Genomic DNA, 26,760 nt, shown 5'->3' on the forward strand with positions numbered 1-26,760 from the left:
TTATGATTGTTCATCATTTACACATTCATTACTCACAAAAAAGTAGCCCGAGAGCTACTTGTTTGATTGCCTAATTGGTTCTTGGCTAAAGAAACTAATGAGAAATTTTTACGATTGATTTGTACAGAGTAGAATTTGGGATAGAAACGGTCTCATTGTCCGAAAGCTCGATAATCGTATTCAAGGTACTCACTTCCTGAATGTTGCCTTTAACATCGTCAATTTCTACGTGCTCACCCGGTTTGAAATGTTCTCGTGCATAAATGCCCGACAGTAAATTATGGGCGACTTCTCTTGCCCCGAATCCCACTGAAAAGGCTAGTGCGAGCATAATGCCGCTAACAACGATCATGATAATGCTATGCAGTAGCTTTGTTTCTATTTCTAACTGCTCAAGCGCGACTAAAACAATCACAGTCACCATGATGCCGTAGATTAAATTGCCCAAAGACTTGGCAGAATCGGAACCTATGGTAGAGGGTTTATCAATAATTGAGCGGCGCAGGAATTGTGCGAACATAATTCCGAAGATGACAATAACCAGCGCAGTAATGATTTTAGGTAAAAAGCTGATAACACCTTTGAAAAGGTTAACCAATTCGGTCAAGCCCAGTGTGTTCGCCGCGGGAACCAGGAATATAAACAATACCAGCCAAAATATAATTTTGCCGGCGAGTAGAGAAGGTCGTCTCGCGAGCCCTGCATCTTGCATGACATCGGAAACCCCTGCATTTCTACTCACCCGATCTATGCCAATTTTCCGGAATAATGAGCTACCAATCTTTTTAAGAATGAAGGCAATGATTAAACCAACAAGCAAAATTACAACTGCGCCTAAAAGGTTAGGTAAAAAAGCAATCAGATCAGCCCACTGACTATTTAGATTTTCTACGACAGTGGTTTTGAGTTTGCTTATATCAAGCAGTGCATCTGTATCCATTGAGAATAGTTCCGTTTTATTTAATAGGATAAGGTAAGAGTGTTTGCTCTTAAGTTTTACTGGTTAAAAGTTTTAAAAATAATGACAGCATCGAAATCATGGCGAATATGGTATTGCTCGTTAAGATCAGTACATCGCGTAAAGCAACTTCATGCAGGCTTCGTTGCAGAATAGATCTTATTCGTGACTTTGCAGGTACTTTTGATTTTCTTTTACTCTGCAAGAACAGGTCTTTTATTAATAATTCCAGTTCTTTGTTTTCTTCTTGCGTCATTGTCGTTGCTTCATTTAAATTGAATAAGTTATATAGCGCTTCACACTGCTACAAACAGAATTTTTCGTAGAGGCCTTTGAATTTTTCCAAAGCCCGATAAAACCCCATTTTCGTTGCGCTAAGTTTTTTCCCGATGATTTCAGCAATATCGTCAATCGGTAATTCACTGGTGAAACGTAACAGGATCATATCTCGTTCTTCCGCTTTCATTTTGTGAATGACTTCCTGGATACATTTCTTCTCATCAAGTGTTTCTGCATCTTTGCTGTTGTCTTCATTCTCATCTTGATATTCATCTTCCGCATGTTCGTTGCCATACTCGTAACGCTGATTGTGTAGCTGTTTTTTAGCTAACAAGGTTTTGCAATGGTTGATGGCAATACTAAATATCCATGTTGTAAACGTTGAGCGGTTATCAAAAGATTGAAGCGCATGGAAAACCTTCATAAATACTTCCTGAGTAGCGTCTTCAGCATCACTTTCAGCAGATAAATAACGCTTACACAGATAAAACACTTTTTTCTGGTAGCGTTTAACAAGTTCCTCAAAACCCGAAGGAATATAGGGTAGTTGTTCTTTGCAGAGAGCGATCAGTTCATCTTCGCCTAGTAAATTCAGTTCTGTTTTCATGGTTTAACAGTATTGAGACTTAGTCAGTGGATGAAAAGTCACAAAAATATCTTCTCTTATACGGTGATTCTGGCTTTTTCTCTTTTTAGCAAAAACAGAAAAGTCTAATTATTGTGTTAAAGGGATTAATTATTGTTGGGTTTCTCGTGGGTTCAGTAAGTAATTGGCTTGCTTAAATAACGTTGCAACAACCACGTAAATAGGCGTTTAACAGAACACTTATGACTGATTGTATCGATTTGTTTGCTTATTTGTTATTTTTTTAATTATTTTTGTGACTTTCTGAAATGTGCCTGAGTCTAAATATTGAATCCGATAATTTATCGGTAATTTTAAAAGCTCTTTTAGGAAAGAGTTAAGTGACTTTAATAACAAAGGTATTACTCCATGAAAAAACAAAATGTACTAACTGCTGCTGTAATGATAGCTTTCTCAGGAACGGCATTTGCTGAGCCTTTAATTACTGACTACAAAGAAGCAACTTCTGCGTATGAAGATGCTTATGTGTCTGGTAACTTTAACTCAAACGATGGTAATCAGGATCAGGCTAGCTATAACCTGGACCTAACATTGGACTACGAGAAAGTATTCAGCTCTCCAAACCGTAACACTAAAATCGACTTTTTGGGCACAGGCTCTTCTGCTAAAGGCGGAAATGATGGCGATAAGAGCTCAAGCACTTATCAGGCATTAGGTTCGGCAACAGTAGATAACTACTTCACACCGAATAGCAATGCAGGTTTTTGGTACGGTAAAGGCGAAGTTGGCGTTCAGAAAGATCAGGAAGACCCGTTCACAAAAGCAACAGCAGGTATCGGTTATGGCCGTGTTGTTAACGTAACGCCAATGGCTTATGCAATCAGAATTATGCAAAAACTTCGTGAAGATGGGTTTTTGAAAGCTGACCCTAGCAATGATATTTACCAGCAAGTTGCAGTAATTGTAGATAAAGAAGCAGAGTACAAGTCTAAGTACGGTCTTAAAGATTATAAGCAATACTGGTTACAGGATATTCAGAAAGTTATTGAGACTTCTGGAATGGTTAAAGGCGACTTTAATGCAAGAGCCGTTGTTCAGACTTACGACGTATTAGAAAACGAGCGTGTTTCTACACGTAAAAACGGTTGGTTAGTGCGTGCAGGTGTTGGTGCGGTATTAAGTAACTACGACGGTTCAGATGGAAAACCAGCGTTAGAAGTAGGCGCTGAATACCACAGACCAATTAACAACAAGACACAGTTCTCAAATGAAGCGATTGCAACGGCTACATTAGATGATGATGACAATGGTTATAACTTCAATAACGCGATGAGCTTAACCTACGAATTGTCTGACTTGATCGATTGGGAAAACAAATGGACGTTAGCGTATGCAACATCTGACGATACAGATGATGTTACAACGAACACATTAAGTTCTGCGTTTTACTACAGCCTAACTAACCAACTTGATTTTGGTGTAGAGGGCAAGTTAACCAAGCTTGATGACAGCATTTCTAATAATGGCAATGACGACGTTGATAAGAGTTTAACAATGGGTGTTAAGTACCGTTTGAAGTAATAGTTGGCAGTAGTACCGTCAGGTGAATCTTCCTAAATGCCTGACGTTTTGGGGGTTATTAGTTTAGCCCCCACTTTATTTTGGTTGGTTGAAATCCCGAAAGTTTCAATCACTAAAAGTGATTTAAAATCACAAAAAAGCCCGGTTTATCCGGGCTTTTTTTATGTATAAAGTTTGTAGTAACTTTTCAGAAATAATAAAAAAACGCCAAGTTCTGCGTGAATTCTATTTTCGTTTTCAAATAATAAAAACGAAATATCGGCCATAAGTAGGGGGGTGCCAAAATTGCTATGGATTAATTAATCAATAATCAACTAGACTCATCTTTAGTTTCATTTTGCATGTGCACCACTCGTTGAGGGAATGGTATTTCAATGCCTTCTTTTCTAAATGCTCTATCAATACTCAGATTAATATCACTGTGAATCAGTAGGCGCTCATCGACGTTTCTTACATAACAACGAAGCTCGAAGTTTAATGAACTGTCACCAAATTCTAAAAACAAAGCACGCACACGATAGTCAGGTTGATCGGCAATGACGTCAGGGTGCTCGGCAGCGATATTTTTTAAAATCTCGATGACCTTATCAACATCCGATCCGTAAGCGACACCCACAGGTGCTACCAGACGTCCCACGTTATTGGTCAGCATCCAGTTTGTTACTTGATTAGAGATCAGTTCTGAATTGGGTACAATCACATCTGCACGGTTGAAGGTTTGTATGGTTGTGGAGCGAATGCTGATATCTCTGACATAGCCTTCGGTGCTACCTACTACAACCCAATCACCACGACGAATAGGGCGCTCAAATAGAAGTATTAAACCAGACACAAAGTTGTTAACGATATTTTGTAAGCCGAAACCAATACCAACAGATAATGCACCAGCGATTATCGCTATATTCTGGAAGTTGACGCCTAGTATGAATAATGCCCAGATGATTGCCACTGCAACACCCACATAACCGACTAAAGTCTGGGTTGCTTCTTTAGCGCCTCGACTTAAGTTACTGTGCTTTAACCAGCTAGTAACCAGATTGTTTTTGATAAAAGGCAAAATACCCAGAGCGATTATCAGAACGACTAAAGCGTAAACGATATTGAGTAAGTCAAAGTTCATTGACCCGATTGAAATGCCAGACTTCAAAGTGGTTAATAACGATGATATACGTTGCTGGGAACTACCCCAGATATACATTAAGGCAGAGACACTGGCGAACAGAACAGCGAAGAAAAATAAGATTCGTAACCAGATCACACCCGGAAACGCTTTGTCTTCTTCAATGCTCATTACCGTGCGTAGTTTCTTCTGCCAGGGAAGTTTTCCTTGATCCAGGCTATCAAATAACTCACTACTGATACGCAGCAAAGTAAAGGCGAAGACAAACACAACCGCTGATAACAATGTTCCTAAATACAGTAGACTGGCAAAATTACGATAGCCTAATAAAGCAGCAAATACCGCAATGAACATCGTTCCGATGGGGATAAGCAGTGCAGGCGTGTAAGAGCGTTTAATCGATATATTGCGAATCGCTAACCAGATTAAACAAATAATACTGAACGCACCCAAGGTTAAGGCAGAGAGCCAGATTAAATAAAGCGTAATTGAATTGGAAAAACGACCGACCGCTGGGTCGTTGAGCAATATCAGCATTCCACTAAATATGATCGTTCCCCATACAAATAATAAAATGGTGCTTCTTGAGAGTATGGGAGTAGAGGAGAATGGTTTTTCAGGAAATAACAGGCCGCGTATGACGGCAAAAGTTAAAATCAGTACAAATAACATCCTGATAAATTGAATCAAAGCAGATTGCGATGTGGATTGCGAATACAGATAAATGAGGATGAAAAGTGTGGTTATCAGTGCAGGTGAGGTGCGCCTGATTCCCCGTATTACCGCCAACATGGTTGGGCTAGAAAAATGTGCTGTAGTGGCCTTCTTGGGTTTTGCATTACGACGCCATAACAGGCCGAGTAAAATCCCTACAATCAGAAGCAGTAGTAATGGCCAGCTAAGAGCCTGGTAAGTTTTTTCAGTTAACGGTTTAATGACGGCGAGTTCTTTTTCTCCCGTTAATTCATTTAAGGTGCCTATTTTTTTAACCGCAGCCCAAATCGAAATTTCCTTGCTGAGGAGTTGTTTTTTAAGCAGGTTTAGCCTGAGTTCTGAAGAGGCGTCACTGATTTCTTTGAGTTGTATTTTTAACAGACTACAGCGTTTTAATTCGTTATCGGCTGCCTGGGATTGTTTTTCCAGTTCTTGACGCTTAACTTTGATATCAAATTCATCAGTGGTTTGACCATCGCCCAGTAGCTTTAAATTATCTTTAAGGCTTGTTGTTAGGGTCGTATTAGTAGTGATGCATTCATCGAGCTTCAGTTCCAGTTCGGTGAATGCTTTTTGTTGCTCATCAATATCTTGAACGCTTAGCTTATTTAACTCATCCGCTGCCTTTAACGCATTAAATTGAGTGTTGATCTTGTCGAACATTTTTTGCAGGTCGACTTCATTTTTGGATTCTGCAAATAAGGTAAATGAAGTAACAAATAACAAAGAAACTATTATGGAAAGAAATAAGCGTTGAAAGTTGCGCAATGCAGTAACCCTAATATTTATTAAAAAGTAATTATTGAAACGTATTAAAAATGATCATAGTGCCAGATCATTATGGCTAAAGTATGAAAACAGTATGAAAAATCAGCATCATAACCATTTTTTTCGTCTGAAATAGATAAGCAAACCAACACCTACCACGATGAAAATAACCCATAGTATAGGATATGCCAGTCGCCATTGAAGTTCTGGCATGTATTCGAAGTTCATTCCATACACGCCTGCTATGAAAGTAAGGGGTATGAATATCGATGCGAATACGGTTAATACCTTCATTACTTCATTCATTTTGTTGCTGATGCTGGTTTGATACATATCCATCAAGCCATAAACCATGTCCCTTTGTAGCTCTATGGTTTCTGAAATCCGTAATACATGGTCATACACATCTCTGAAATAGATTTGCGTTTTTTCTTCAATCAGCGGGCTTTCTACTCTAAGTATAGAATTTAATAATTCTCGTAACGGTGAAACGGATCTACGAATATAAATCAGCTCGCGCTTTATATTCTGAATACGTTTTAGTGTGTCCGCCCCTGGGTTTAGCAATAATTCTTCTTCTATTGAATCGATAATCTCATCTAACGATTCAAGCAACGCAAAATTCTGGTCAATAATACTGTCCAGTATTGCATATGTTAGATAGTCAGGTCCCAGTCCTCTAATTCTATTTTTACTGTTTTGAATGCGTTTTTCTATTGGCTCAAATAAATTGTCCTTTTTTTCCTTAAAGGTAAACACAAAATTATTGAGTAGCAGAATACTAATTTGCTCATAGATGACGGTTGAATCTTTGTTTTCTAGAAAAAGTCCCTTCAGAACGATGTATTGATAGTCATCATAGTCTTCAAATTTTGCTCGTTGGTGTGTATTTAGAATATCTTCCAGCACCAATGGGTGAATGTTAAATGCTTGGCCAATAGATTCGATGATTTCTATATTTTTTAAACCTTCTACATTTACCCAGGTAACGGAATTCTTATCTTTGAATTTTAAGATGTCATCGATCGATTCAACGTCCATAACTTCCCCCGAATTTTTGGTGTAATCGATGATAGTAATATGCTGGTCCTGATCATGAATATCGCCAATATGGATCAAAGACCCTGGTGACATGCCGACTTTCTCAGATATGTTGGTTGAATTTTCTATCATTTTTTTCACTCACGATTGATGCATCGATGTTTATAAAAAGACCATTGTTTCTAGACGTGTACATATAACTTTGCGCACCTTGCTCAAGAAAGTATAAAGCCTAAACTTTCTTGAGGTTTTTCTTTTCTTTCACTTTATAACGTATCCAGATCAGAATACTCACGCTAATCATTCCAATAATAATGAAAATTTCGTATTTTTTGATTTTGCCCATTAAAAGTTCAAGTGTAAAACCAAAATAATAACCGGCAATACCAAAGATAATGGCCCAAAGAAGTGCGCCACAGGTATTTAAAAACAAATATTTAAGCGGAGAAATTTTACTCATACCGAGAATAAAGGGCGTAACGGTTCGCACCCCATAGATAAAACGAAAGCCTAATATGAGTAAGGTCTGGTGTTTATCCATCAGTGTATGCACTCGACCTACTTTGTGTTGCCATTTGGGTCTTTTTTCTAAAAATGCTTTACCCTTGAAACGACCGATGTAAAAGTAAAGCTGATCGCCGATTAGCGTTCCAATAAAGGCCGCAAGTATCACCAATGGTAAATCGAGATATCCTCGATGTGCCATGAAACCAGCAATAATCAGGATAGTTTCACCTTCTAGAAAAGTGCCGATAAGTACGCTGATGTATCCATAATCAGTGACTAATTGCTGCAAATCCATTTTAGTGTAAAAAACTCAATTGATAAGCTCGCCGATAATGGTGTGTTTTAATTTGAGTTGTTTGATGATTAAATCATTGTGATGCATACGCTTTAACGATCGAATAATCAGATAAGCGCCTAATACAATCAGGGCTATATTTAACACGAGCAGGGGTATCATAAAGTGCAGCGTCTTGAAGAAATCATAGTACTTCTCCGTGGCTATCAAGAAACTCATAACAGATAACGGTAGAATCAGCACAGTGATGCCTGTTCGAAGTACAGATAATGACGTACGTTTCTCCGCCAGCAATAATTGCACTTCAGCAATGACGACAGAATCTTTTACAATCTTTTCCTCAGTCAATGTTTACCTTCCCTTTAGACCCTATTTGGACAAAATATAATAGCTTTGACTACTTGCAAATACTATTTAACTTTCATGTTTCTGCCGTAGGTAGGGGCAGTGTTGTATGCATAAATTTATTATAAAAAAACGGCTGTAAGTAGGGGGGTGTGTTTATCAATAAAATAGTTGTTTATCCGCATCTTTTACAGCTATGTAGACGCCCTAATGAGGGTAAAATTACAATAAAGGGCTGGCGAGTCTCAGGATGTTCTGCATAAACTTTCTCAAAAATGATCGTTGATTCCATTCTGTAAGCTCAATCTGGTTGGCGCCATCTATATATGTTTGCTGTAAGGTTCTCAGTTGGCGAGTAAACGATTGGTCGTAAATAAAAAGCGAGACTTCATAATTCACCCACATACTGCGCATATCGATATTTGCCGTACCAAACATGGATAAAGCGTTATCCACTGAAATAGACTTGGTGTGAAGTAATCCATGATGGTAACGGGCGATCTGAATATTTGCGCCCAATAATTCTTCAAAATAAGATTCGCTCGCGTGTCGAGTTAAAAACGAGTCTACTTTTTCTGGCACCACTAATGTGACATCCACGCCTCGCGCGGCAGCACCGCGAAGTGCAACTAATAAGGAATCATCTGGAATAAGGTAAGGTGTTGTTAAAACGATTTCTTCTCGTGCAGCGTAAATTAACGCAAGTATCATTTGCAACAGAGCATCGTTGGTTTGACCAGGTCCCGATGCGATGACTTGCATATTTGAATCGCCACATTGTTTGGCAGCGCTAAAATCAACCGAAGCAATCAGGCTTTGTGCCGATTTATTACGCTCAACCACCCAGTCACCCATGACAGTTTCTGCCAATGGGATGACAATAGGTCCCTGCAGACGCACCATCGCATCAACCCATTGACCCACGCCCGAATCTTGTTTGAAAAACTCAGGGTCAACCATATTCATGCTGCCCGTCCAGGCCGTGATTTCATCAATAATGATGATCTTACGATGCAGTCGTAAGTCCGTCCTACCGACTAAAGTACGGAATATGCCAACTGGCAGAGCCTTGAGCAGTTTAATTCCGGCATGGTCTAACGCTTTTGCCTGTTCGCTATTCCACCATTTACCCCCGCCAATGTCATCGACAAGAATGTGGCACTTTACACCACGCTCTGCGGCTTTGATTAACGCTAACGCGACCTTGTCTGCATATCCGCCTTCACTCCAGACATAGAATTCCATAAAAATATTGCGTTTTGCTTTGTCGATATCATCGAGTATGTGTGTGAATACTGAGTGGGCTTCGGGGAATAACTCAAAAGCATTACCAGTCACGGCATAGGTTGCAGCCATCGAATGCCCAAGTTTGCTCATAGACTGAGCGGCTTCTGGTTGTTTACTCCAGTCAATGAATGTTTCTGGCGAGGTCTTACTTAGACTTGAAAACTTTTTTTGATAAGAACGAACTTGCTGAATGTTATTGCTACGATTAGGCCCAATGCGGCGTTCGCCAATTAAGAAGTAAAGCCCAACACCGACCACAGGAAAGGTCATGATAAAAGTTATCCATGCCAGTGCAATGCTGGATTTTGGGCGTAACATGAGAATATGCACCACTGAGCCGGTGGTAACACCTACGTGTAAAATTAGAAGAATATATGACCACATGATTATAAAGTGTAAGTTTCTCTAAGTTTAATCCAAGCAATGTGCTCCTTTGATTACAATCATAGGGTGTTCTTTTAGTATTAGCTAGGTGATTACCGGGTGATTGATTGGGCGAAAACAGAGATTAAATATTAAACTGGTGCATAGAAACAGCAGTACAATATATGAAAACACAGGTTGTTCTTGTATGTAGTTCTCTTATTCTGGTTGACAGTTCGTGTACTATTAGGACATATCTTCAGGGAAATTATCTCTCGTTTCTGTTTGATGATTTGTCTACTTACATTCAAGAATAAAATGGGTTTTTCATGAATAATCTTATTAGTTTCATTACTCCGTTTATTCCTCTAGTTGCAATGACTGTCTTTGTTGTTGCAGTGCTTTGGGGATCGCACAAAGTGTTTATCTCGCGTCACCCTGAACTTGGAAATGAGAAGTTATTCCCACGACAGCTATTTATGCTGGGTTTAACCTTTGCAGGGATTTTGGCAATCGCACTGACACTGCCAGTAAAAGAGAGCTCACTAAACCAGATCCTCGCGTTGTTGGGTTTGGTAATCTCGGGAATTATTGCTTTCTCATCCAGTACTATCTTCGCCAACCTCATGTCAGGCTTCATGCTGAGAGTCACAAAGCCCTTTAAAACTGGGGATTTTATAGATGTTGGAGATCATTTTGGGCGTGTTGTTGAGCGTGGCTTGTTAGATACAGAGATACAAACAGAAAGCCGAGAGTTGGTGGCGATTCCCAATACTTTTATGATTACCCATCCTATTTCTGTTACTCACAGTTCGGGAGCCATCGTTTCTACCACACTTTCACTAGGGTATGACATTCATCATTCAAAAGTCGATGTGATGTTGCTGGATGCTGCTGAAAAATGTGGTCTTGAGGATCCGTTTGTGCAAGTGCTTGAGCTCGGCAACTATTCAATTACCTATCGAGTGAGTGGTATCTTGTCTGATGTTAAGAGCTTGTTGACGGCGCGCTCTAATCTTTGTCGTTATGTATTGGATAGTGTGCATGGAAGCGGCTTTGAGATTATGTCTCCAAGCTTTATGAATCAGCGAAAAGTGCCCGATGATTTAAAGGTGATTCCTGCTAACGTTATTCAAACGCCTAAAGAAGTTAGTCAGACAGCCGAAGAAGTGGTCTTTGACCTAGCTGAGAAAGCAGAACAAATTGAAAAAAATAAGCAGCAAATGTTAGAGACAATTGAAGAGTATAAAGAAAAACTCGAAAACTCATCCGACGATGATAAGAAAATCATTCAACAGAGTATTGATGATATTCGCGAGCAACTTAAGGCTTTTAAGTCGCTCGAAAATGATTCTGAAGACGAAGAGTCTTCAGATAATAAGGGTTAACGATTTATAAGCGCTGAGCTTTAGCTGCACTTACAACTACAGTAAAAAGATAGTTGCTAGCCCAAGGAAGCTCACAAAACCCACAACATCTGTTGCGGTAGTCAGTGCTACACCGCCTGCAAGAGCTGGATCTATCCCCGCTTTTTTCATAAGCAGCGGGATCGAAAAGCCAGCTACAGCAGCAACTGCAAGATTGATAACCATCGCAGAGCCTAAAACCAGGCTGATTTTAATGTCTTGAAACCATAGATAAGAAATACAGCCAACCACAATCGCCCATACAACACCGCTAATAATTGAGATGGTGATTTCTTTATAGGCTAGCCATCGTTGATTCGACGAGCTTATTTTACCCATTGCTAAACCACGAATCATTAACGTCAGTGTTTGTGAGCCAGCGATACCGCCCATGCTGGCAACAATCGGCATAAGAACTGCAAGCGCGACTACTTTTTCCAGCGTGCCTTCAAATAGACCAATCACCCAGGACGCCAAGAAAGCAGTGGCAAGGTTGATACCCAACCAGAATAAACGTCTTTTTGCGCTCGGTAATACTGGGGAGAACAAATCCTCCTCCTCGTCTAGACCTACCGCACCAAGAATCTGGCGATCCGCTTCTTCATCCAGAATCTCAATCATGTCGTCGAGTGTAATGCGACCAATTAGCTTATTGCCTTCATCGACAACTGGCATTGAGGTCAGATCGTGCTCACGAAAAAGAACGGCTAATTCGTTTTGTGGCATTTCTGGGGGGACTGATAAAGCCTCGGTGTCCATGACATCAGATACATGCTTGTCTGGAGAGCTAGTGATTAATTTTGAAAGCGGTAATTCGCCGAGAAACAAGCCTTCACGATCAATCACCATTAATCCCATGGTGTGTTCTGGAATAGTCTCCTTTTTTCTCAGGTAGCGTAAGATCGCTTCTAGCGTTACATCAGAACGAATCGCGATGGCATCCGTTTCCATGAGACGCCCAGCAGTGTCTTCGTCAAATGCCAGACAGGCTTCCAGATTTTGTAATCCATGAAAATCCAGTGATTGTCTAATCGCATCACCAAATTCATCAGGCAGGGTATCAACGACATCCGCCAAGTCATTGGTATCCAGATCACTAACCGCGTCTACAACTTGTCCGTGATCCAGGTATTTTGCCAACGATACTCTGGCAACATCACCTAGCTCTACAAGTACTTCACCGTTGAATTCTTCCGGTATGTATTCCCATAATGCACCACGTAATGAGTCAGGTATCGACTCCAGTAAATGCACAATTTCAGACGCTTCCAGATTCAGGAAGGTACTGTGTAGTACGTCCTGATTGTTATCCTCTAACGCCTCTAAGACTGTATCTGTAAGGCTTTGGGTGTTGCTGATTAGTGTATTTGCTTCTGTCATGAGGATTCCCAATTTGTCACTGTTCTAATTTAATAGGGTGGTTAATATGTTACGTACTTACTGATGATTTATCATCTATGTTTACAGCTTCTGGTGTAGCCTCATCGGTCTGATTATTCGGGGAAACCAAATCATTGAGCGGGTATATTTGTACTTTTCCAACGCGATTGCTGTGCACATCTAAAGCCAGAAAGCGCAAATCTGATTGTTCAATTTCATCACCAGGTCTTGGCATACGGCTAAGGTGAGTCATGAATAGACCTGTTATGGTATTTGCATCAACCTCATCGGGGAAATTGATATTCACCACACGCTCAAGATCCATCATCGAAACCAGCCCATCAGTTTCCCAGTGGTCGACAACCCAGCGTGCAGCAGCATCTGGCTCATCAATATCCATTTCATCTGCAATCTCGCCAACGATTTCTTCCAGCATATCTTCCATGGTAACCACACCTGAAAAACTGCCATATTCGTCCATAACCAATGCCATGTGGCTGCGTTTGCCACGCATTGATTCGAGCAAATTAGTAATTGGTTGAGTTTCAGGAACCAGTAATGCCTCTCTAACATTATCTTTGATAATGGTCATTGGGTCTGGATTGTCTTCATTGGCAATCAGAACATTGTAAAGGTCTTTGACTAATAGAATGCCCACAGGGGTGTCAGGGTCACCATCAAACACAGGAAAGCGTGAATGCTGTGTCTCTCGAATAATTTTCAGGTTTTCTTCCCAGCTTAGCTGCAAGTCCAAACCGTCAACTTCGTTTTGAGGCAACATGATTTGCTCAACAGTATGCGAATCAAACTCGAACATATTTTGTAGCATCGCAGCTTTATCAGTGGTCAGGTCGCCGTGTTTTTCGGAGGTATCAATAATACCTCTGATTTCATCATCAGAAAGCACGTCTGCGTGAGTTGCTTCTTCCACATTAAAAAGCGCGAGGATTGAACCAGAAGCTTTATTCAATAACCAGTTAAGCGGATAAGCCAAAAGGTAAAACCAGTGCAATGGGTAAGCTGTCCACATAGAAACAGGCTCGGCCTTGCGAATCGCAAAGGTTTTCGGAACTTGTTCTCCCACAACAATATGTAATGATGAGAAGATCAAAAAACCAAGAATGAAAGAGATTGGGTGCAGCAATTGCTCTGGAACGCCCAGAGTATGAAAAACCGGTTCAAGTAATGCCGCAACCACAGGCTCACCAACCCATCCAAGACCCAGAGACGCCATAGTAATGCCTAATTGGCAGGCCGCTAGATAGGATTCCAGATTGTTTTGAATTCGTTGCGTTAACAATGCAGATTTACTGCCCTGATCAGCAAGCAGATTAATGCGAAAGCTCTTGGCTTTTACCAAGGCAAACTCTGCCGCCACGAAAAATGCATTTATTGCTAACAATAAAACAATGGTAACGATGCCAAAAATACCATGATCCATAATAAAACCCTGTTTTTTATTCTTTAAAGTGATTTAGACGTAAGGTCTAACAGAAAAGTCACATCTATTATTGTTGTTACCAAACTAAATTGCTACACCGAAGCGTTAAATAGTCAATGTCGTTGATCATTTCATAATTGATTGAAAACTCTGTTAAATCTTTTTGTAAAAAAATTAAAAATAAATGTGACTAACGAATAAATCACTCCGTCTAAGTAATAAGAGATCGCAATTTGTGATTTCAAATTTTCAAGAAACAAATAACGTACTTAAGGAGTTCGATTATGAATACAAACATATTTTTATCTGTATTGACTTTAGCTGCAGTGTTGAACCTGGCTGTAACTCATGCTGATGAAACAACCGCACCTGCGACAGGTGAAGCTACTGATACTGAAGAAGTTATCTCATCTGATGGTAAAAGTTTAGTGGCTGAAGGCAAAGATTTGGTAACTGGTGTTGCTGGCGCAGTTAAAGGCGCAGTAAAGAAAACAGTGGGTACTGTTAAAGAGAAAGCCAAGCTTAGTGAATCAACGGCTCCAACACAGGGTCAGGGCGAAGGTGATGACGCTGTACAAGATGTGAAGGCTGTAGAAGTTGAGAAGAAAGTAGAGGCAATGAAGTCATCTGAAGATGATTCTAAAGATGCAGAAGTGAACCGCACAGTAAGTGACACTTCAATCTACATCTTTTCGCAGAACCCTTACATCCAGTCAATTATGGAAAACACTACGCACATTAAATCATCTCGTTTAAAAGAGCTGCTTGAGCGTGGGGATAAAGTAACAATGTTGGATATTCGTCCGAAAAGTGAGTTCGCAAAAACACCTGGTATTGAAGGCGTGACATTGAACATACCGCGTAACTTCCTTGAAGTTGAAGCTTATGAAAAGCTACCTAACAAAGATGCTTCTATCATAATTATCAGCACTAAAGGTATCCGTGGCGGACTTGCAGCACATACATTGCAGAACATGGGTTACACCAATGTGCGTAACTTAATGGATGGCTTGCAAGGCTGGAATAAAGCTAAGTAAGCAGTACAAAGTTAAACCAGAGTTCGTCCGCCATATGGCCGCAATAAATTCGTTTATTGCGGCTATTTTATTTATTTCTACAGAAGTCTACTTTCGTCAACTGAGACGAAAGTTTGAGTAGATGAGAAGACAGATAATAAAAGAGTCTTAACCATGAAAATTGCAATCTTGTCACGTAATAAAAAACTATATTCTACCCGTCGCTTAGTCGAAGCAGCCCAGAGCAGAGGACATGAAGTTCAAGTCATCGATGCTTTGCGTTGCTATATGAATATCGCAGAAAACAATCCTACTATTCATTTGGGTGGTGAAAACCTTGAAGGGTTTGATGCGGTCATTCCACGAATCGGCGCATCAGTCACATTCTACGGATCGGCTGTGTTACGACAATTCGAAATGATGGGCATTTACCCGCTCAATGAATCGGTTGCGGTAACGCGATCTCGTGACAAGCTTCGTTCTATGCAATTACTTTCACGAAAAGGCGTTGGTCTTCCTGTGACCGGGTTTGCTAACAAGCCTGATGATATTAAAGATTTGATTAAGCTTGTGGGTGGCGCACCTTTAGTTATTAAATTACTAGAGGGTACACAAGGTATTGGTGTGGTTCTGGCTGAAACCCAAAAAGCGGCAGAAAGTGTTATCGAAGGCTTTATGGGTGTAAAGGCAAACATACTCATTCAAGAATTTGTGAAAGAAGCGAAAGGCGCAGATATTCGCTGTTTTGTGATTGGCGATAAAGTAGTTGCTGCGATGAAACGTCAAGGTGCGCCGGGTGAATTTCGTTCAAACTTGCATCGAGGTGGATCGGCTGAGCTCATTAAAATTACCCCAAAAGAGCGAGCTACTGCAGTAAAAGCGGCAAAAACCATGGGCTTGAATGTGTGTGGTGTTGATTTATTACGTTCTAATAATGGTCCAGTCGTTATGGAAGTGAATTCTTCTCCTGGTCTGGAAGGAATTGAAGGCGCTAGCGGCAAAGATGTTGCAGGAATGATCATCGAGTTTATTGAAAAAAATGGTAAGCTTGGCAAAACCAAAACTCGGGGCAAGGGCTAACAATGGCAAAAAAGCCAACTAACAAATCCTTTAAATTAGGAAAGGTCACAGTCAAGCCGGGTGAAAGTCAATATATTGAATTGCCTTTACCCGGTCTTTATACCCATTCAAACATACACATGCCTGTACACATTATCTGTGGCAGAGAGGCGGGTCCTATTATGTTTGTTAGTGCAGCAGTTCATGGCGACGAAATTAATGGTGTAGAAATCATTCGTCGATTGAAAAAATCTAAAGCACTAAGGCGTCTTAAAGGCACCTTGATTACTGTACCTGTAGTAAATGTTTATGGCTTTATTAATAAATCACGCTATCTACCCGATCGTCGTGATTTAAATCGCTCTTTTCCTGGCTCTGAAAAAGGCTCAATGGCTTCCAAACTCGCACACGTATTTCTTAACAATATTTGTGATCGTTGCGATTTTGGAATCGACCTGCATACGGCCGCTATATCCAGAGATAATTTACCCCAGATAAGGGCGTTGCTGGATAACGAGAAAACCAAAGAGCTGGCACTCGCCTTTGGTGCGCCAGTGGTGCTTGATGCGCCACTACGCGAAGGCTCCATGCGAGAGGCAACCTCACAGACGGGCACTAAAGTGTTGCTTTATGAAGCAGGTGAAGCGCTGCGTTATGATGAGATATCAATACGAGCCGGTGTCAATGGCATTATCAATGTCATGCGTAATATCGGCATGCTTGCCGCATCACGAAAAAAAGTGAAAATGGAGCCTGCGATCGCGCACTCCAGTAAATGGGTGCGTGCGCCTCAAAGCGGTATTTTGCGTTCAACCAACCCTATGGGCCACAGCATCAATAAAGGTGATGTGCTGGGTTATGTGTCTGACCCTTTTGGCGAGGTTGAACAAGAAGTTATATCCCCAGTGAGTGGTATGGTGATCGGTAGAACAACATTACCTTTAGTGCATGAAGGTGAAGCAATTTTCCATATTGCACGATTTGATGAACTTGAAGAAGCGGAAACGGTCTATGAAACGTTCCACAGTAATGTGGACCCAGAAGATGACGACGTAGTGCCGCACGGGGATGAACCAGTTATTTACTAACATTCTTAAAAAAAAAGCCCCCAAAGTAGGGGGGTGTGTTTTAAACAGTGGCTTGCTATAATCAGTTAGATAATAAAAAAATTCTCTAGGCTAGAGATACGGGGAAACAATGAGCACTGAAGCTCTGATTAAAGCGACTGCTTTAAATCGCTATTACGGAAAATATCACGCAGTAAAAGATGTTCACCTGACTATCCAGAAAGGTGAGGTACTCGGCTTGCTCGGGCCAAATGGTGCTGGCAAATCCAGTACGATGCAAATGCTCACGGGAAATCTATCCCCAAGCTCGGGCGAAATCATCATCAACGGTGTTAGTTTGATTGATGAGCCAGAGACGGCCAAGAGCTCCATTGGCTACTTGCCAGAGCAACCTCCTGTTTATCGCGATATGACGCCACGAGAATATCTGGCTTATTGCGCTGCTTTGCACGATGTTGCAAAAGCGCAAAGAAAAGCTGTGGTAGACGAAGCGATGGATCGATGTGGTCTGCATGCGGTGCCGGATAAACTCATTGGCAATCTATCCAAAGGTTATCAACAACGCGTTGGTATTGCACAAGCCATTTTGCATAAACCCGATGTGGTGATTCTGGATGAGCCAACGGTTGGTTTAGATCCGATTCAAATCAGACAAATCCGAGAGCTGATTCGAGAGCTCGGTAATGATCACAGTGTGATTCTTTCGACCCATATTTTGCCTGAAGTGCAGGCTGTCTGTGATCGTGTGCAGATTATTCATCAAGGGCAAACCGTTTTCGCCGACTCCTTTAGTGCGATGGCGCATTCAGAAAGAGCGTCCGAACTTATTGTCAGCTTTAGTCAGGCAATTGATAAAAGCAAGCTGGATAGTATCGATGGCGTCGCCAGTGTAGAAGCCTTGGAAAATAATCAGTTTTTACTGAAGGGGTCTAAGAATTATTCTAAGAATGAGTCACAGCAAATTAATCCTGCTGACATTTTCAAGCTCGCTGTTGCAAACAACTGGGAGCTCACTGAGTTAACCCCTAAAACCGAAACCTTAGAGCAGATATTTATGAATCTGGTGCATAGCGATTCTGATATGGCTACTGATGAAAAGCTCGAAGCCGATGAGGTAGATGCCGCATGAGTCTAGGTTTAAATAAAATCTCAACCATTGCCATTAGCGAATTTAAACGCATGTTTAACTCTCCATTGGCGTGGAGTGTTTTAGCAATATTGCAATTCATTCTGGCGATGATTTTTCTCTCTAGGGTGGATGAGTTTGTCGCGGTATTTCAACAGCAAATGGCGACAGCTGACAATGCGCCAGGTGCCACGTTTTTTATCATTTCGCCGGTATATTTATGGGCGGGTATTATCATGCTGGCCGTTATGCCGATCATGACAATGCGTTTGTTCGCCGAAGAACGCATGAACAAAACACTGACTTTATTGAAATCATCACCGGTTTCTTCCACGCAAATAGTGCTCGGAAAGTACGGGGGTGTGTTGTTATTTGTTGTGTTATTTATTCTAATGATTAGCCTTATGCCCATCGCGCTTTCTTTCGGTACAGAACTGGATTGGGGAATAATTCTATCGTCTACGCTTGGTTTGTTTTTACTGCTAGCATCATTTGCAGCAGCGGGATTGTTCCTTTCAAGCTTAACCAGTCAGCCGATTATTGCGGCGATTAGTAGCTTTGGTTTGCTGATGTTTCTAGTGGTGCTGTATCTGTCAGGAGGGTCGCAATCAAACAGTAGTGAGTTGTTTATTTACCTGTCGCACTTTAGTCATTTTGAGACATTTGTCAGAGGTATCATTGATAGCAGCGATATTGTTTATTACCTACTGTTCATTGTCGGATTTATCATATTATCGATTCGTAAACTCGATAATGACAGGCTTCTGGGTTAGTAATCATGTCTAATAAATCTCATATCGCCTTACGCATCCAGAACGTCATTTTCTCTGTGCTATTTGTGGTTATTATTGGCTTGCTGGCGTGGCTTGGAAAAACCTATCATAAAGGTTTTGATGCCACCCAAACTCAGCGAAATTCATTAAGCCAAACCACACAAGAGCTTCTTAAAAGAATCGATAAACCAATCTTGCTGACTGCTTATGTGCCTGACGATGCAGTGGTGCATACCAACTTGAGACAGTTGATCGATAAATACAAAAAGTACAACGACAATATCAAGTTAGAGATCATCAATCCTGATCTCGATCCTGCGCGAGCAAAGCAAGATGGTATTGATTACAGTGGCCAGTTATTAGTTAGGCTTGGAGAAAACAGCGAGAAAGTTAACTCGGTTGATGAGCAAACCATGCTGGATGTATTGCAGCGTCTTTCCCGAACAGAGCCGCGCTTAGTGGTTTTCGTTGAAGGGCATAACGAACGTTCGCCATACAGCGACAAATCAACGGGAATGTCTAATCTGGCAAAAGTGCTGGAACAGAAGGGCTTCTTATTGCAGCCGCATAATATTCTTCGTACCCAAAGCCTGCCGCAAAATGCGAGCTTCGTTGTATTGGCAGCACCGCAAAAAGAATTTTTAGAAGGCGAAGTTAAGATCATTGCTGAATACCTAAAGCAGGGCGGCAATCTTCTATGGCTACACGAACCAGGTAGTTTGCACGGTTTAGATAACATCGAACAGCAACTCGGTCTGGAAATGAACGAAGGTACTTTGTTGGATGCGAACACCGCTTTACAGGAAATGCTGGGTATTCAACATCCGGCGGCGATTGCAATTATTGATTATGGGCCATCAGCGTTAACGACTAAGTTAGCGGCGCACACCTTATTTCCTTTCGCTACGCCTATTGAACGAGATGAATCCATCAAAAGCAGAGATCCAGAAAATGGCCCCAAAGTGGGGGGGTGGCAATATCAACCGTTACTCACGACACTACCAACAAGCTGGATGGAATCTGGTGATATTCAAGGTAATGTAAAGTTCGACGATGATGCAGATAAACCCGGGCCATTAGATATTGCGATGGCATTAACGCGCGATGTTGATCTTAGCGATGAGGCTTCCCCGTCTGAAACAGATGATGACGAAAAGGAAGCTAAGCAAGCAATGCAAAACAAACAAATAAAAGAACAACGTGTTCTGGTGGTTGGTGATAGTGACTTTATGCTGAACAGCTATATCGGTCAGGGCAGTAACCTGGAGTTGGCGAGCAATATCTTTAATTGGTTGAGTGTTGATGATGACCTATTGTCAATAAAAGCCAAAGTTGCGCCAGGGACTAGCTTAAACCTATCAACTGCCGGAAGAATAGGTTTAGCAGTGTTGTGGCTGGGCTTGCCGCTACTGCTCTTATTAATAGGGACGCTACGTTGGCATAAACGAAGAAAACGCTAATCTTAAAATGCTAGTCTTAAAGTAAGGCTTATCGCATTGCTAAATGAAAGCTGGATAAACGTTAAATAAAAAAGGGGAAACAGAATGAAGAATACCGTGAAGAAAATGACAGTTCTCTTAGGTGCATTTGTGTTAACTGCGTGCGCAGGTTCAGGGGATACAACGAGTGGGGGAGCAGCAAGCATCCCAACAAACACCAATTTTTATGCACACTGGGTGCATTCTTTCGAAGAGCAGAATGGTCAGAAAACGCCTAATATTTTCAGGGTAAAAGGCAGTAGACAATTTCCACCAAGCCGTTTCCGTATGGAGTTTGGTTTTGACCCAAATGGTCAGTGTAATTATAAATACCTAAGCCCAGTTGATGCGCACGAGATGCGAGACTGCGTATATACCAAAATTGGTAACAAGGTGTATATCTATGATCAGGCTGGGGCTTTGCTAAAGCATATTTCATTCACACTGCAATCACCCGCAAGCAAAGATAGAATGGTGATGACATACGGTGTGGCAGAACCTGTAAAAGCAGTCACCAAAGAAGGCGAAAAGCCCGCAGTTAAAAAGCAGTAGTAGATAATAGAAATGCTAAGCCCAAACAGTAAACGCCTTGTTCAAAATTTCATCTTGTTGATTGTTGTCGCTGCGTTAGCCGCCTTTATCATACTGCGAGAAGATGAAAAAGAACTGTATACAACGCTTTACGATACGAGTATCGGTGATGAAGCAACAGATATCGTCATCCATGTTGAAGGGCAAGAAGACGTTGTCCTAAAAAATACAGAAGGGAAATGGAAGGTAACCAAGCCCGAACAGTTTGATGCGGATGAAGAAAAAGTCAGGCACCTGTTTACCTTGTTATCCGAAAATGCGGATACCCATTACGACATTGCTGATAAGAATCTAGCAGATTTCGGTTTGGATAAAGATACACTCAGCGTTAGCTTTAATGGAGTGAAGTTGGTTTTTGGTGACTATAATGACGTCGCACAAAAGCGTTATGTGCTTAAAGGAGATAAGATGTATCTCATCTCAGAAACTGTTTCAGGGTTACTTGAATCAGGTGCCTCTTCATTTAAACCGCTAGAAATGAAATAAAGGATTTATGCCAGAACTCCCCGAAGTTGAAACCACGCGTAAAGGCATCAAGCCTTACACGCATCAACAAACCGTCGCTAAAGTGGTAGTCCGTCAGCCAAAACTACGTTGGCCTGTGCCAACAGACATAGCGCAAATGGAAGGGCAACTGATCGAATCTGTGCGCCGTCGTGGCAAATATATTCTGTTAGAAACCAGTGCGGGTACGGCGATTATCCATTTAGGCATGTCTGGAAGTTTACGCATTGTCGATGATGGTCTAGCACCAGAAAAACATGATCATGTCGATTTTATTATGGATACGGGTAAAACCGTCAGGCTGCATGACCCCAGACGTTTTGGTGCAGTTTTATGGACGCAGCAAAACCCACTCAAACACAAGCTGATTCGCTCTTTAGGCCCTGAGCCCTTAAGCGATGATTTCAACGCTGACTATTTATACGAAGTATCTCGTGGTCGTAGCATGAGCATCAAACAATTCATTATGAATGGCCATGTAGTTGTCGGTGTAGGCAATATCTATGCCTGTGAATCGTTGTTTATGTCAGGTATATCACCCAAATGGCAAGCGGGTAAAGTCTCTAAAGCGCGATATCAAAAACTGGTAGAGCAAATCAAAATAGTGTTGACTAAAGCGATAGCGCAAGGCGGAACGACGTTGAAGGATTTTGTGCAGGTGGAAGGTAAGCCGGGGTATTTTAAGCAAGAATTAAATGCTTACGGAAGAGCGGGTGAACGGTGTAATAACTGTGAGTCAACGATTAAGCAGATAACACAAGGACAGCGTTCTACTTTTTACTGTGGGAAATGTCAGCGCTAAGTAATTCGCATCAGAATAAAAAAGTGCCTTAAAGTAGGGGGGTGGCTTTTCTAGGCTCACCAAGAGCCAGAAAAGTCCATCTTAGATTCCATAAGGAATCTAAGATGTGCGGAGTTTAAACTAGGTTTGAAGGTATTATAAATACTAAGCCAGCCCTAATTTAAGGTATTTTTTTGTATTAACTCTTTCTTCTAAAGCCCCAAAACAATCCCAAACTTGCCATTGCTGCAGAGGAAAGGTTTGCGGTAATAAAGCCTTTTAGTCCACCAAGATGTGGAGAAATCCATGCGATTAAGCCGTTATAAACGTTTTCAAACGCTTCCCACTTAACATGAATTAAATCAGCGTATTGCAACGCAAATAATAAAATAAGAACAGTGCCTGAAATGAAAAATACAAACTTCAAAAAGGTGCGAGTTGCATAGCCAATAACAAAGCCTGCAAAGAAACTAAAGCCCATATAAGTAAATAAGGCTATCCAGTTCCCTGTCTGGATTGATTCACCAACGTCCATAGTTGTAACCTGACATAGTTGTAACCTGAGATTTACAAAAGGTCAGAAGCATATCATAATTTCCTGATTTTTCTGGGTAAAAACTTTGTCTGTATCTTCTTCCATAGCTAAATTTTCTGATCGACGTTTTTGCGTTGCACCGATGTTGGATTGGACAGACAGGCATGAGCGTACCTTTCTTCGTTTGCTCTCTAAACGTGCAATGTTATATACCGAGATGGTCACGACAGGTGCGCTCATTCATGGTGATGCAAAACGTTATTTGCAATTCAATAAAGAAGAGCACCCCGTTTCATTGCAACTTGGTGGCAGTGAACCAAAAGCGATGGCACTTTGCGCCAAAATGGCAGAAGACGAAGGTTACAACGAAGTTAATATCAATGTCGGTTGTCCCAGCGATCGCGTACAAAACGGTGCATTTGGCGCATGCTTGATGGCTGAGCCAGAATTAGTTGCCGAAAATGTCCACGCTATGCAGGCTGCGGTAGATATTCCAGTTACTGTAAAAAACCGCATCGCCATAGATGAGATGGAAGAATATGAAAGCTTGCATCGTTTCTTATCTATCGTTTCAGAAGCAGGGTGTGAGACATTTCTCGTACATGCGCGCAAAGCCTGGTTAAAAGGTTTAAGCCCAAAACAGAATCGTGACGTGCCGCCGCTTAATTACGAACTTGTGTATCAAATGAAGCGAGAATTCCCACATCTTGAAATTATTATAAATGGCGGAATTAAAACACTCGATGAAACTGAGCAACATCTGGAGCATGTCGATGGTGTGATGATCGGTCGCGAGGCTTATCACAACCCTTATATGATGATTGATGTAGATCAGCGCATTTATGGAGAAAATGACACCCCCCCACTTACAAGGCATGAAGTGTTAGAAGCGTATATAGACTATATGCAAAAGCAAATGGCAGAAGGGGCTAATTTAAAACACATGAGCCGCCATATTTTGGGCTTATTCACCGGTGAAGCGGGCGCAAAAGCGTGGCGCAGACACATTAGTGAAAACGCATATAAGGCTGGTGCAGATATCAATGTGATCAAAAAAGCGGCGTCATTTATAACATCTTAAAAAAAGGTGCTACTTTTAGTCAATTAGTAGTTGACCACACTAAAATCAGACAGTAAAATTCGCGCCTCTGTTGATCAACTGATCATCAGAAATTACCAACAATTCCTCGATAGCTCAGTTGGTAGAGCAGTAGACTGTTAATCTATTGGTCCCTGGTTCGAGTCCAGGTCGAGGAGCCAAATACATAAAGGCCCGTAGTGTTTTACGCTACGGGCCTTTTTTGTGGGTGTTTCATCTTCATCTTAATTCAAGATAGATCTGTATTTTAAAATCAAAAGAGCCCCCCCTCCTTGCACCCCCCTTTCAGCGTTTTTTTTGTTATCGTTCTATAGAATTTTAAATCGTGCACAAAAAAAGCCAGATATAAATCTGGCTTTAAATAAAGAATGATAACTCTTATTTTTTGATTATTACCTTTTCCTGACCTGTTACCGTTATATCAACTCGACGGTTCTGAGCGCGTCCATCTTTAGAGCTGTTATTTGCAACCGGCTGTGACTCACCTCTACCAGAAACACTCATCATATTTCTGTTCATGCCGTTGCTTGATAAATAGTCTGCAACTGAATTTGCACGTCTTACGGATAAGTCTTTATTGTACTTTTCAGAGCCTATGCTATCAGTATGGCCAACTATAGTTATACGATCTGGTGATACTCTTGAGGCCTTGATATTACCCGTAAAATTATTGAGCTCCATCATTGCTTTGTCGCTGAGTTTATCGCTATCAAAACCAAAATTTGAACCACCTGTTTCATTAAGTGTAAGAATTTTAACGATAGGTTTTGGTGGTGCTCGTTTTATGACAGGTTTAGGGGCAACATAAACAGCCACGGGAGCTTTCACAGGTGGTTTTGCTTTTACCACAGGCGGTGGCTCTATTATCGGAGCTGCAGTAGGAATACAGTCTCTTAATGTATTACCTAGGGATGAGGTAACACATTTTCCTGATCCGTCTACCAAAGCTGTGCCGTTGGTAGATTGTGCAAAGCCACCTTCTACTGCATGTGCTGAAGTTGCCATTAGAGCGCTAGTCAAAATTACTGCGCTACCCATTGTCATGTTCTTTGTATTGTTTTTGATAGTCATTATTTCTCCATATAGTTCTTGTTAAGTTAAAGAATTATCCAGTTGTTAAATGCTCACTGCGCCTGGATGTCATATTGCTTTTTGAAAAATTGAGCTACAAAGCAACAATGTGATAACTATACGTAATGGAGGGGAGGCATGATCTCGGTAGAATCCTTAAAGAAAGTAAACTTTTAGCCTTTTGAAAGGTAGGAATTAGCTTACATAACACTATATTGTGAAATGGGATGTCCAAGGTAACTTATAAAGTTGAAAGAGAAAAACGGTCAATTATTAAAAGACTTTAAAAAGAAATATACGTTTTATTAAAAAATTGATAGGGTTATCATTTAAAATTATGCCGTAGAGATGTGGCATAATTGCTGGTGTAAAATAGGAAAAATAGTGATGTTATTTATGGTCAATATGGCTGTTAAGTTTAAGTTTTATTAATAGCTAGTGGAAAACCACTATATAAATAGCAATATCACCTAATACCAAAAGTCAGGTAATTGTTTATTGTATTTCCACCTGAAACCGTCTGCTGATTATCTATTCATAACTTCGTTTCAGAGACTATTAAAAATTTAACTAATTTTTTTAGAATGAGCTATTCTTTAGCTTAAATACAATAATGCTATAAAAAAAATTTAGAGAAAGTAAAGTAACTAGGAGGTCAAACATGCGAAAGACTTTTCGCGTACTGTCAATTGCCGTATCTGCATTGGCTCTAACAGGAGTACTGGGAATCGCACCTACAGCGATTGCTGATGACAAGAGTGCTCTGGAGAAAGGCAAGAAACTAGCTTTTGGTATTAAGAAAGGAAATTGCTTAGCGTGCCATATGATGTCAGATGGAGACCAGCCAGGAAATATTGGTCCTCCCTTGATAGCGATGAAAGCACGTTTCCCTGATAAAGCAGTGCTTAAAGCGCAAATCTCGGATGCGCGTGCTAAAAACCCAAACACAATCATGCCTCCTTTCGGCACTCATGGCATCCTAACGGAAAAAGAAATCGATTTAATTACCGACTTCGTACATAGCCTGTAATAGATAGGCATGTAGACAATCATTAGAGATCAGGTTTGTTTGGTAAAAACAAACTTTTAAACTTTAAACCTTATATGAGGAATTATAATGAAACGTAGAAGCTTTTTGAAAAGCACATTAGTAGCAAGCGCTGCTGGTGTTGCGGTTACTTCTGGCATTCTTGGCTCAAGCAATGTATTCGCTGCTTCAGTTGTGGGTGCGGATTTAGCTAAAGCAAAGTCAGTAGATGAGATACTGACGATGTTGGGTGCAGCTGATGCTGCAGAATCTGACAAGATTAAAATTAAAGCCCCTGAAATTGCAGAGAATGGTGCGGTAGTGCCTGTTGGAATAACATCTGAAATTGAAGGCACAACAGAAATTATTTCTTTAACTGCGGCCAATCCCACACCATTTGCCGCTCGTTATATGATTGGCGAAGGAGCAGAGGCTGCTGTTAAGTCACGCTTTAAAATGGGTATGACAACAGATGTTATCGCTATTGTTAAAGCTGGTGATAAATTCTATACAGCAAAAACCAACGTGAAAGTAACTAAAGGCGGCTGCGGAGGCTAATATC

General features: G+C 41.0%; 26 protein-coding genes and 1 tRNA gene. 15 read left to right on the plus strand and 12 right to left on the minus strand.

What is annotated here, in order from left to right; translation table 11 throughout:
- Window positions 1-94 precede the first annotated feature (94 nt).
- The 3 genes from OO007_RS05355 to OO007_RS05365 are packed head-to-tail and all read right to left on the minus strand — an operon-like array spanning window position 95 to window position 1,844.
- On the minus strand, window positions 95-940 hold the full coding sequence (locus OO007_RS05355) for a mechanosensitive ion channel family protein (protein WP_325808010.1): 846 nt from the start codon (window positions 938-940) through the stop codon (window positions 95-97).
- A 49-nt stretch (window positions 941-989) separates the two neighbouring features.
- Window positions 990-1,214 carry a hypothetical protein gene (locus OO007_RS05360; RefSeq protein ID WP_325808011.1) on the minus strand — a complete coding sequence of 75 codons (225 nt, stop codon included), beginning with the start codon at window positions 1,212-1,214 and terminating at the stop codon, window positions 990-992.
- Between the two features lie 48 nt (window positions 1,215-1,262).
- A complete protein-coding gene (locus OO007_RS05365; protein WP_131904964.1) occupies window positions 1,263-1,844 on the minus strand; it encodes an RNA polymerase sigma factor in 582 nt (193 codons plus the stop codon).
- Between the two features lie 387 nt (window positions 1,845-2,231).
- Between OO007_RS05365 and OO007_RS05370 the strand changes: the two genes are divergently transcribed.
- The gene (locus tag OO007_RS05370; protein ID WP_325808012.1) at window positions 2,232-3,404 is read left to right on the plus strand and encodes a DUF481 domain-containing protein; all 1,173 of its coding nucleotides are present in this window, start codon (window positions 2,232-2,234) and stop codon (window positions 3,402-3,404) included.
- A 310-nt stretch (window positions 3,405-3,714) separates the two neighbouring features.
- Here OO007_RS05370 and OO007_RS05375 read toward each other — a convergent pair whose 3' ends face one another.
- The 5 genes from OO007_RS05375 to cls form a co-directional block, all read right to left on the minus strand.
- On the minus strand, window positions 3,715-6,006 hold the full coding sequence (locus tag OO007_RS05375; RefSeq protein WP_325808013.1) for a mechanosensitive ion channel domain-containing protein: 2,292 nt from the start codon (window positions 6,004-6,006) through the stop codon (window positions 3,715-3,717).
- 108 nt (window positions 6,007-6,114) lie between these two features.
- Window positions 6,115-7,179, minus strand: coding sequence for a magnesium/cobalt transporter CorA (gene corA / locus OO007_RS05380; RefSeq protein ID WP_325808014.1), 1,065 nt, complete (start codon window positions 7,177-7,179; stop codon window positions 6,115-6,117).
- A 100-nt stretch (window positions 7,180-7,279) separates the two neighbouring features.
- Complete coding sequence (locus tag OO007_RS05385) at window positions 7,280-7,849, minus strand: DedA family protein (RefSeq protein WP_325808015.1); 570 nt, start codon at window positions 7,847-7,849, stop codon at window positions 7,280-7,282.
- Window positions 7,850-7,864: 15 nt separating this feature from the next.
- Entirely contained in the window at window positions 7,865-8,197 is a 333-nt protein-coding gene (locus OO007_RS05390) for a hypothetical protein (RefSeq protein WP_131904969.1), read from the minus strand.
- Between the two features lie 219 nt (window positions 8,198-8,416).
- On the minus strand, window positions 8,417-9,865 hold the full coding sequence (gene cls / locus OO007_RS05395) for a cardiolipin synthase (RefSeq protein ID WP_325808016.1): 1,449 nt from the start codon (window positions 9,863-9,865) through the stop codon (window positions 8,417-8,419).
- Between the two features lie 308 nt (window positions 9,866-10,173).
- Between cls and OO007_RS05400 the strand changes: the two genes are divergently transcribed.
- Entirely contained in the window at window positions 10,174-11,232 is a 1,059-nt protein-coding gene (locus OO007_RS05400) for a mechanosensitive ion channel domain-containing protein (protein WP_325808017.1), read from the plus strand.
- 36 nt (window positions 11,233-11,268) lie between these two features.
- Here OO007_RS05400 and mgtE read toward each other — a convergent pair whose 3' ends face one another.
- Together mgtE and OO007_RS05410 are read right to left on the minus strand one after the other, a co-directional pair.
- Window positions 11,269-12,630 carry a magnesium transporter gene (gene mgtE / locus OO007_RS05405; protein WP_131904972.1) on the minus strand — a complete coding sequence of 454 codons (1,362 nt, stop codon included), beginning with the start codon at window positions 12,628-12,630 and terminating at the stop codon, window positions 11,269-11,271.
- A gap of 49 nt (window positions 12,631-12,679) precedes the next feature.
- Window positions 12,680-14,071, minus strand: a complete 1,392-nt coding sequence (locus OO007_RS05410; protein ID WP_131904973.1) for a hemolysin family protein — start codon at window positions 14,069-14,071, stop codon at window positions 12,680-12,682.
- Window positions 14,072-14,355: 284 nt separating this feature from the next.
- Between OO007_RS05410 and OO007_RS05415 the strand changes: the two genes are divergently transcribed.
- The 9 genes from OO007_RS05415 to mutM all read left to right on the plus strand — a co-directional run bounded on the left by OO007_RS05415 (window position 14,356) and on the right by mutM (window position 22,487).
- A complete protein-coding gene (locus OO007_RS05415; protein ID WP_325808018.1) occupies window positions 14,356-15,108 on the plus strand; it encodes a rhodanese-like domain-containing protein in 753 nt (250 codons plus the stop codon).
- 153 nt (window positions 15,109-15,261) lie between these two features.
- Window positions 15,262-16,167: a 30S ribosomal protein S6--L-glutamate ligase gene (gene rimK / locus OO007_RS05420; RefSeq protein WP_325808019.1), complete on the plus strand. Its 906-nt coding sequence runs from the start codon at window positions 15,262-15,264 to the stop codon at window positions 16,165-16,167.
- Between the two features lie 2 nt (window positions 16,168-16,169).
- Window positions 16,170-17,234, plus strand: coding sequence for a succinylglutamate desuccinylase/aspartoacylase family protein (locus tag OO007_RS05425; protein WP_325808020.1), 1,065 nt, complete (start codon window positions 16,170-16,172; stop codon window positions 17,232-17,234).
- Window positions 17,235-17,343: 109 nt separating this feature from the next.
- Complete coding sequence (locus tag OO007_RS05430; protein ID WP_325808021.1) at window positions 17,344-18,342, plus strand: ABC transporter ATP-binding protein; 999 nt, start codon at window positions 17,344-17,346, stop codon at window positions 18,340-18,342.
- A complete protein-coding gene (locus OO007_RS05435) occupies window positions 18,339-19,112 on the plus strand; it encodes an ABC transporter permease subunit (protein WP_325808022.1) in 774 nt (257 codons plus the stop codon). The genes OO007_RS05430 and OO007_RS05435 overlap by 4 nt, the downstream gene beginning before the upstream one ends.
- Window positions 19,113-19,117: 5 nt before the next feature.
- Window positions 19,118-20,572, plus strand: coding sequence for a GldG family protein (locus tag OO007_RS05440; RefSeq protein ID WP_325808023.1), 1,455 nt, complete (start codon window positions 19,118-19,120; stop codon window positions 20,570-20,572).
- Window positions 20,573-20,656: 84 nt separating this feature from the next.
- Window positions 20,657-21,142, plus strand: a complete 486-nt coding sequence (locus OO007_RS05445) for a hypothetical protein (protein ID WP_131904980.1) — start codon at window positions 20,657-20,659, stop codon at window positions 21,140-21,142.
- Window positions 21,143-21,154: 12 nt separating this feature from the next.
- Window positions 21,155-21,667, plus strand: a complete 513-nt coding sequence (locus OO007_RS05450) for a DUF4340 domain-containing protein (protein ID WP_325808024.1) — start codon at window positions 21,155-21,157, stop codon at window positions 21,665-21,667.
- A 7-nt stretch (window positions 21,668-21,674) separates the two neighbouring features.
- Window positions 21,675-22,487: a bifunctional DNA-formamidopyrimidine glycosylase/DNA-(apurinic or apyrimidinic site) lyase gene (mutM, locus tag OO007_RS05455; protein WP_325808025.1), complete on the plus strand. Its 813-nt coding sequence runs from the start codon at window positions 21,675-21,677 to the stop codon at window positions 22,485-22,487.
- A gap of 178 nt (window positions 22,488-22,665) precedes the next feature.
- On the opposite strand, the gene OO007_RS05460 is transcribed toward mutM, so the two are convergent.
- Window positions 22,666-23,001, minus strand: a complete 336-nt coding sequence (locus OO007_RS05460; protein ID WP_131904983.1) for an FUN14 domain-containing protein — start codon at window positions 22,999-23,001, stop codon at window positions 22,666-22,668.
- Between the two features lie 85 nt (window positions 23,002-23,086).
- On the opposite strand from OO007_RS05460, the gene dusA reads away from it, so the two are divergent.
- On the plus strand, window positions 23,087-24,082 hold the full coding sequence (dusA, locus tag OO007_RS05465; protein WP_325808026.1) for a tRNA dihydrouridine(20/20a) synthase DusA: 996 nt from the start codon (window positions 23,087-23,089) through the stop codon (window positions 24,080-24,082).
- Between the two features lie 103 nt (window positions 24,083-24,185).
- Window positions 24,186-24,261 (plus strand) — tRNA-Asn (locus tag OO007_RS05470).
- Between the two features lie 217 nt (window positions 24,262-24,478).
- Here the strand turns inward: OO007_RS05470 and OO007_RS05475 are convergent.
- The gene (locus tag OO007_RS05475) at window positions 24,479-25,171 is read right to left on the minus strand and encodes an OmpA family protein (RefSeq protein ID WP_325808027.1); all 693 of its coding nucleotides are present in this window, start codon (window positions 25,169-25,171) and stop codon (window positions 24,479-24,481) included.
- A gap of 661 nt (window positions 25,172-25,832) precedes the next feature.
- Between OO007_RS05475 and soxX the strand changes: the two genes are divergently transcribed.
- On the plus strand, window positions 25,833-26,201 hold the full coding sequence (gene soxX, locus OO007_RS05480) for a sulfur oxidation c-type cytochrome SoxX (RefSeq protein ID WP_131904991.1): 369 nt from the start codon (window positions 25,833-25,835) through the stop codon (window positions 26,199-26,201).
- Window positions 26,202-26,288: 87 nt separating this feature from the next.
- Window positions 26,289-26,756, plus strand: coding sequence for a thiosulfate oxidation carrier protein SoxY (gene soxY, locus OO007_RS05485; RefSeq protein WP_131904992.1), 468 nt, complete (start codon window positions 26,289-26,291; stop codon window positions 26,754-26,756).
- Window positions 26,757-26,760 lie beyond the last annotated feature (4 nt).

The organism is Cocleimonas sp. KMM 6892 (assembly GCF_035798195.1).
GTDB classification, from domain to species: Bacteria; Pseudomonadota; Gammaproteobacteria; order Thiotrichales; family Thiotrichaceae; genus Cocleimonas; species Cocleimonas flava.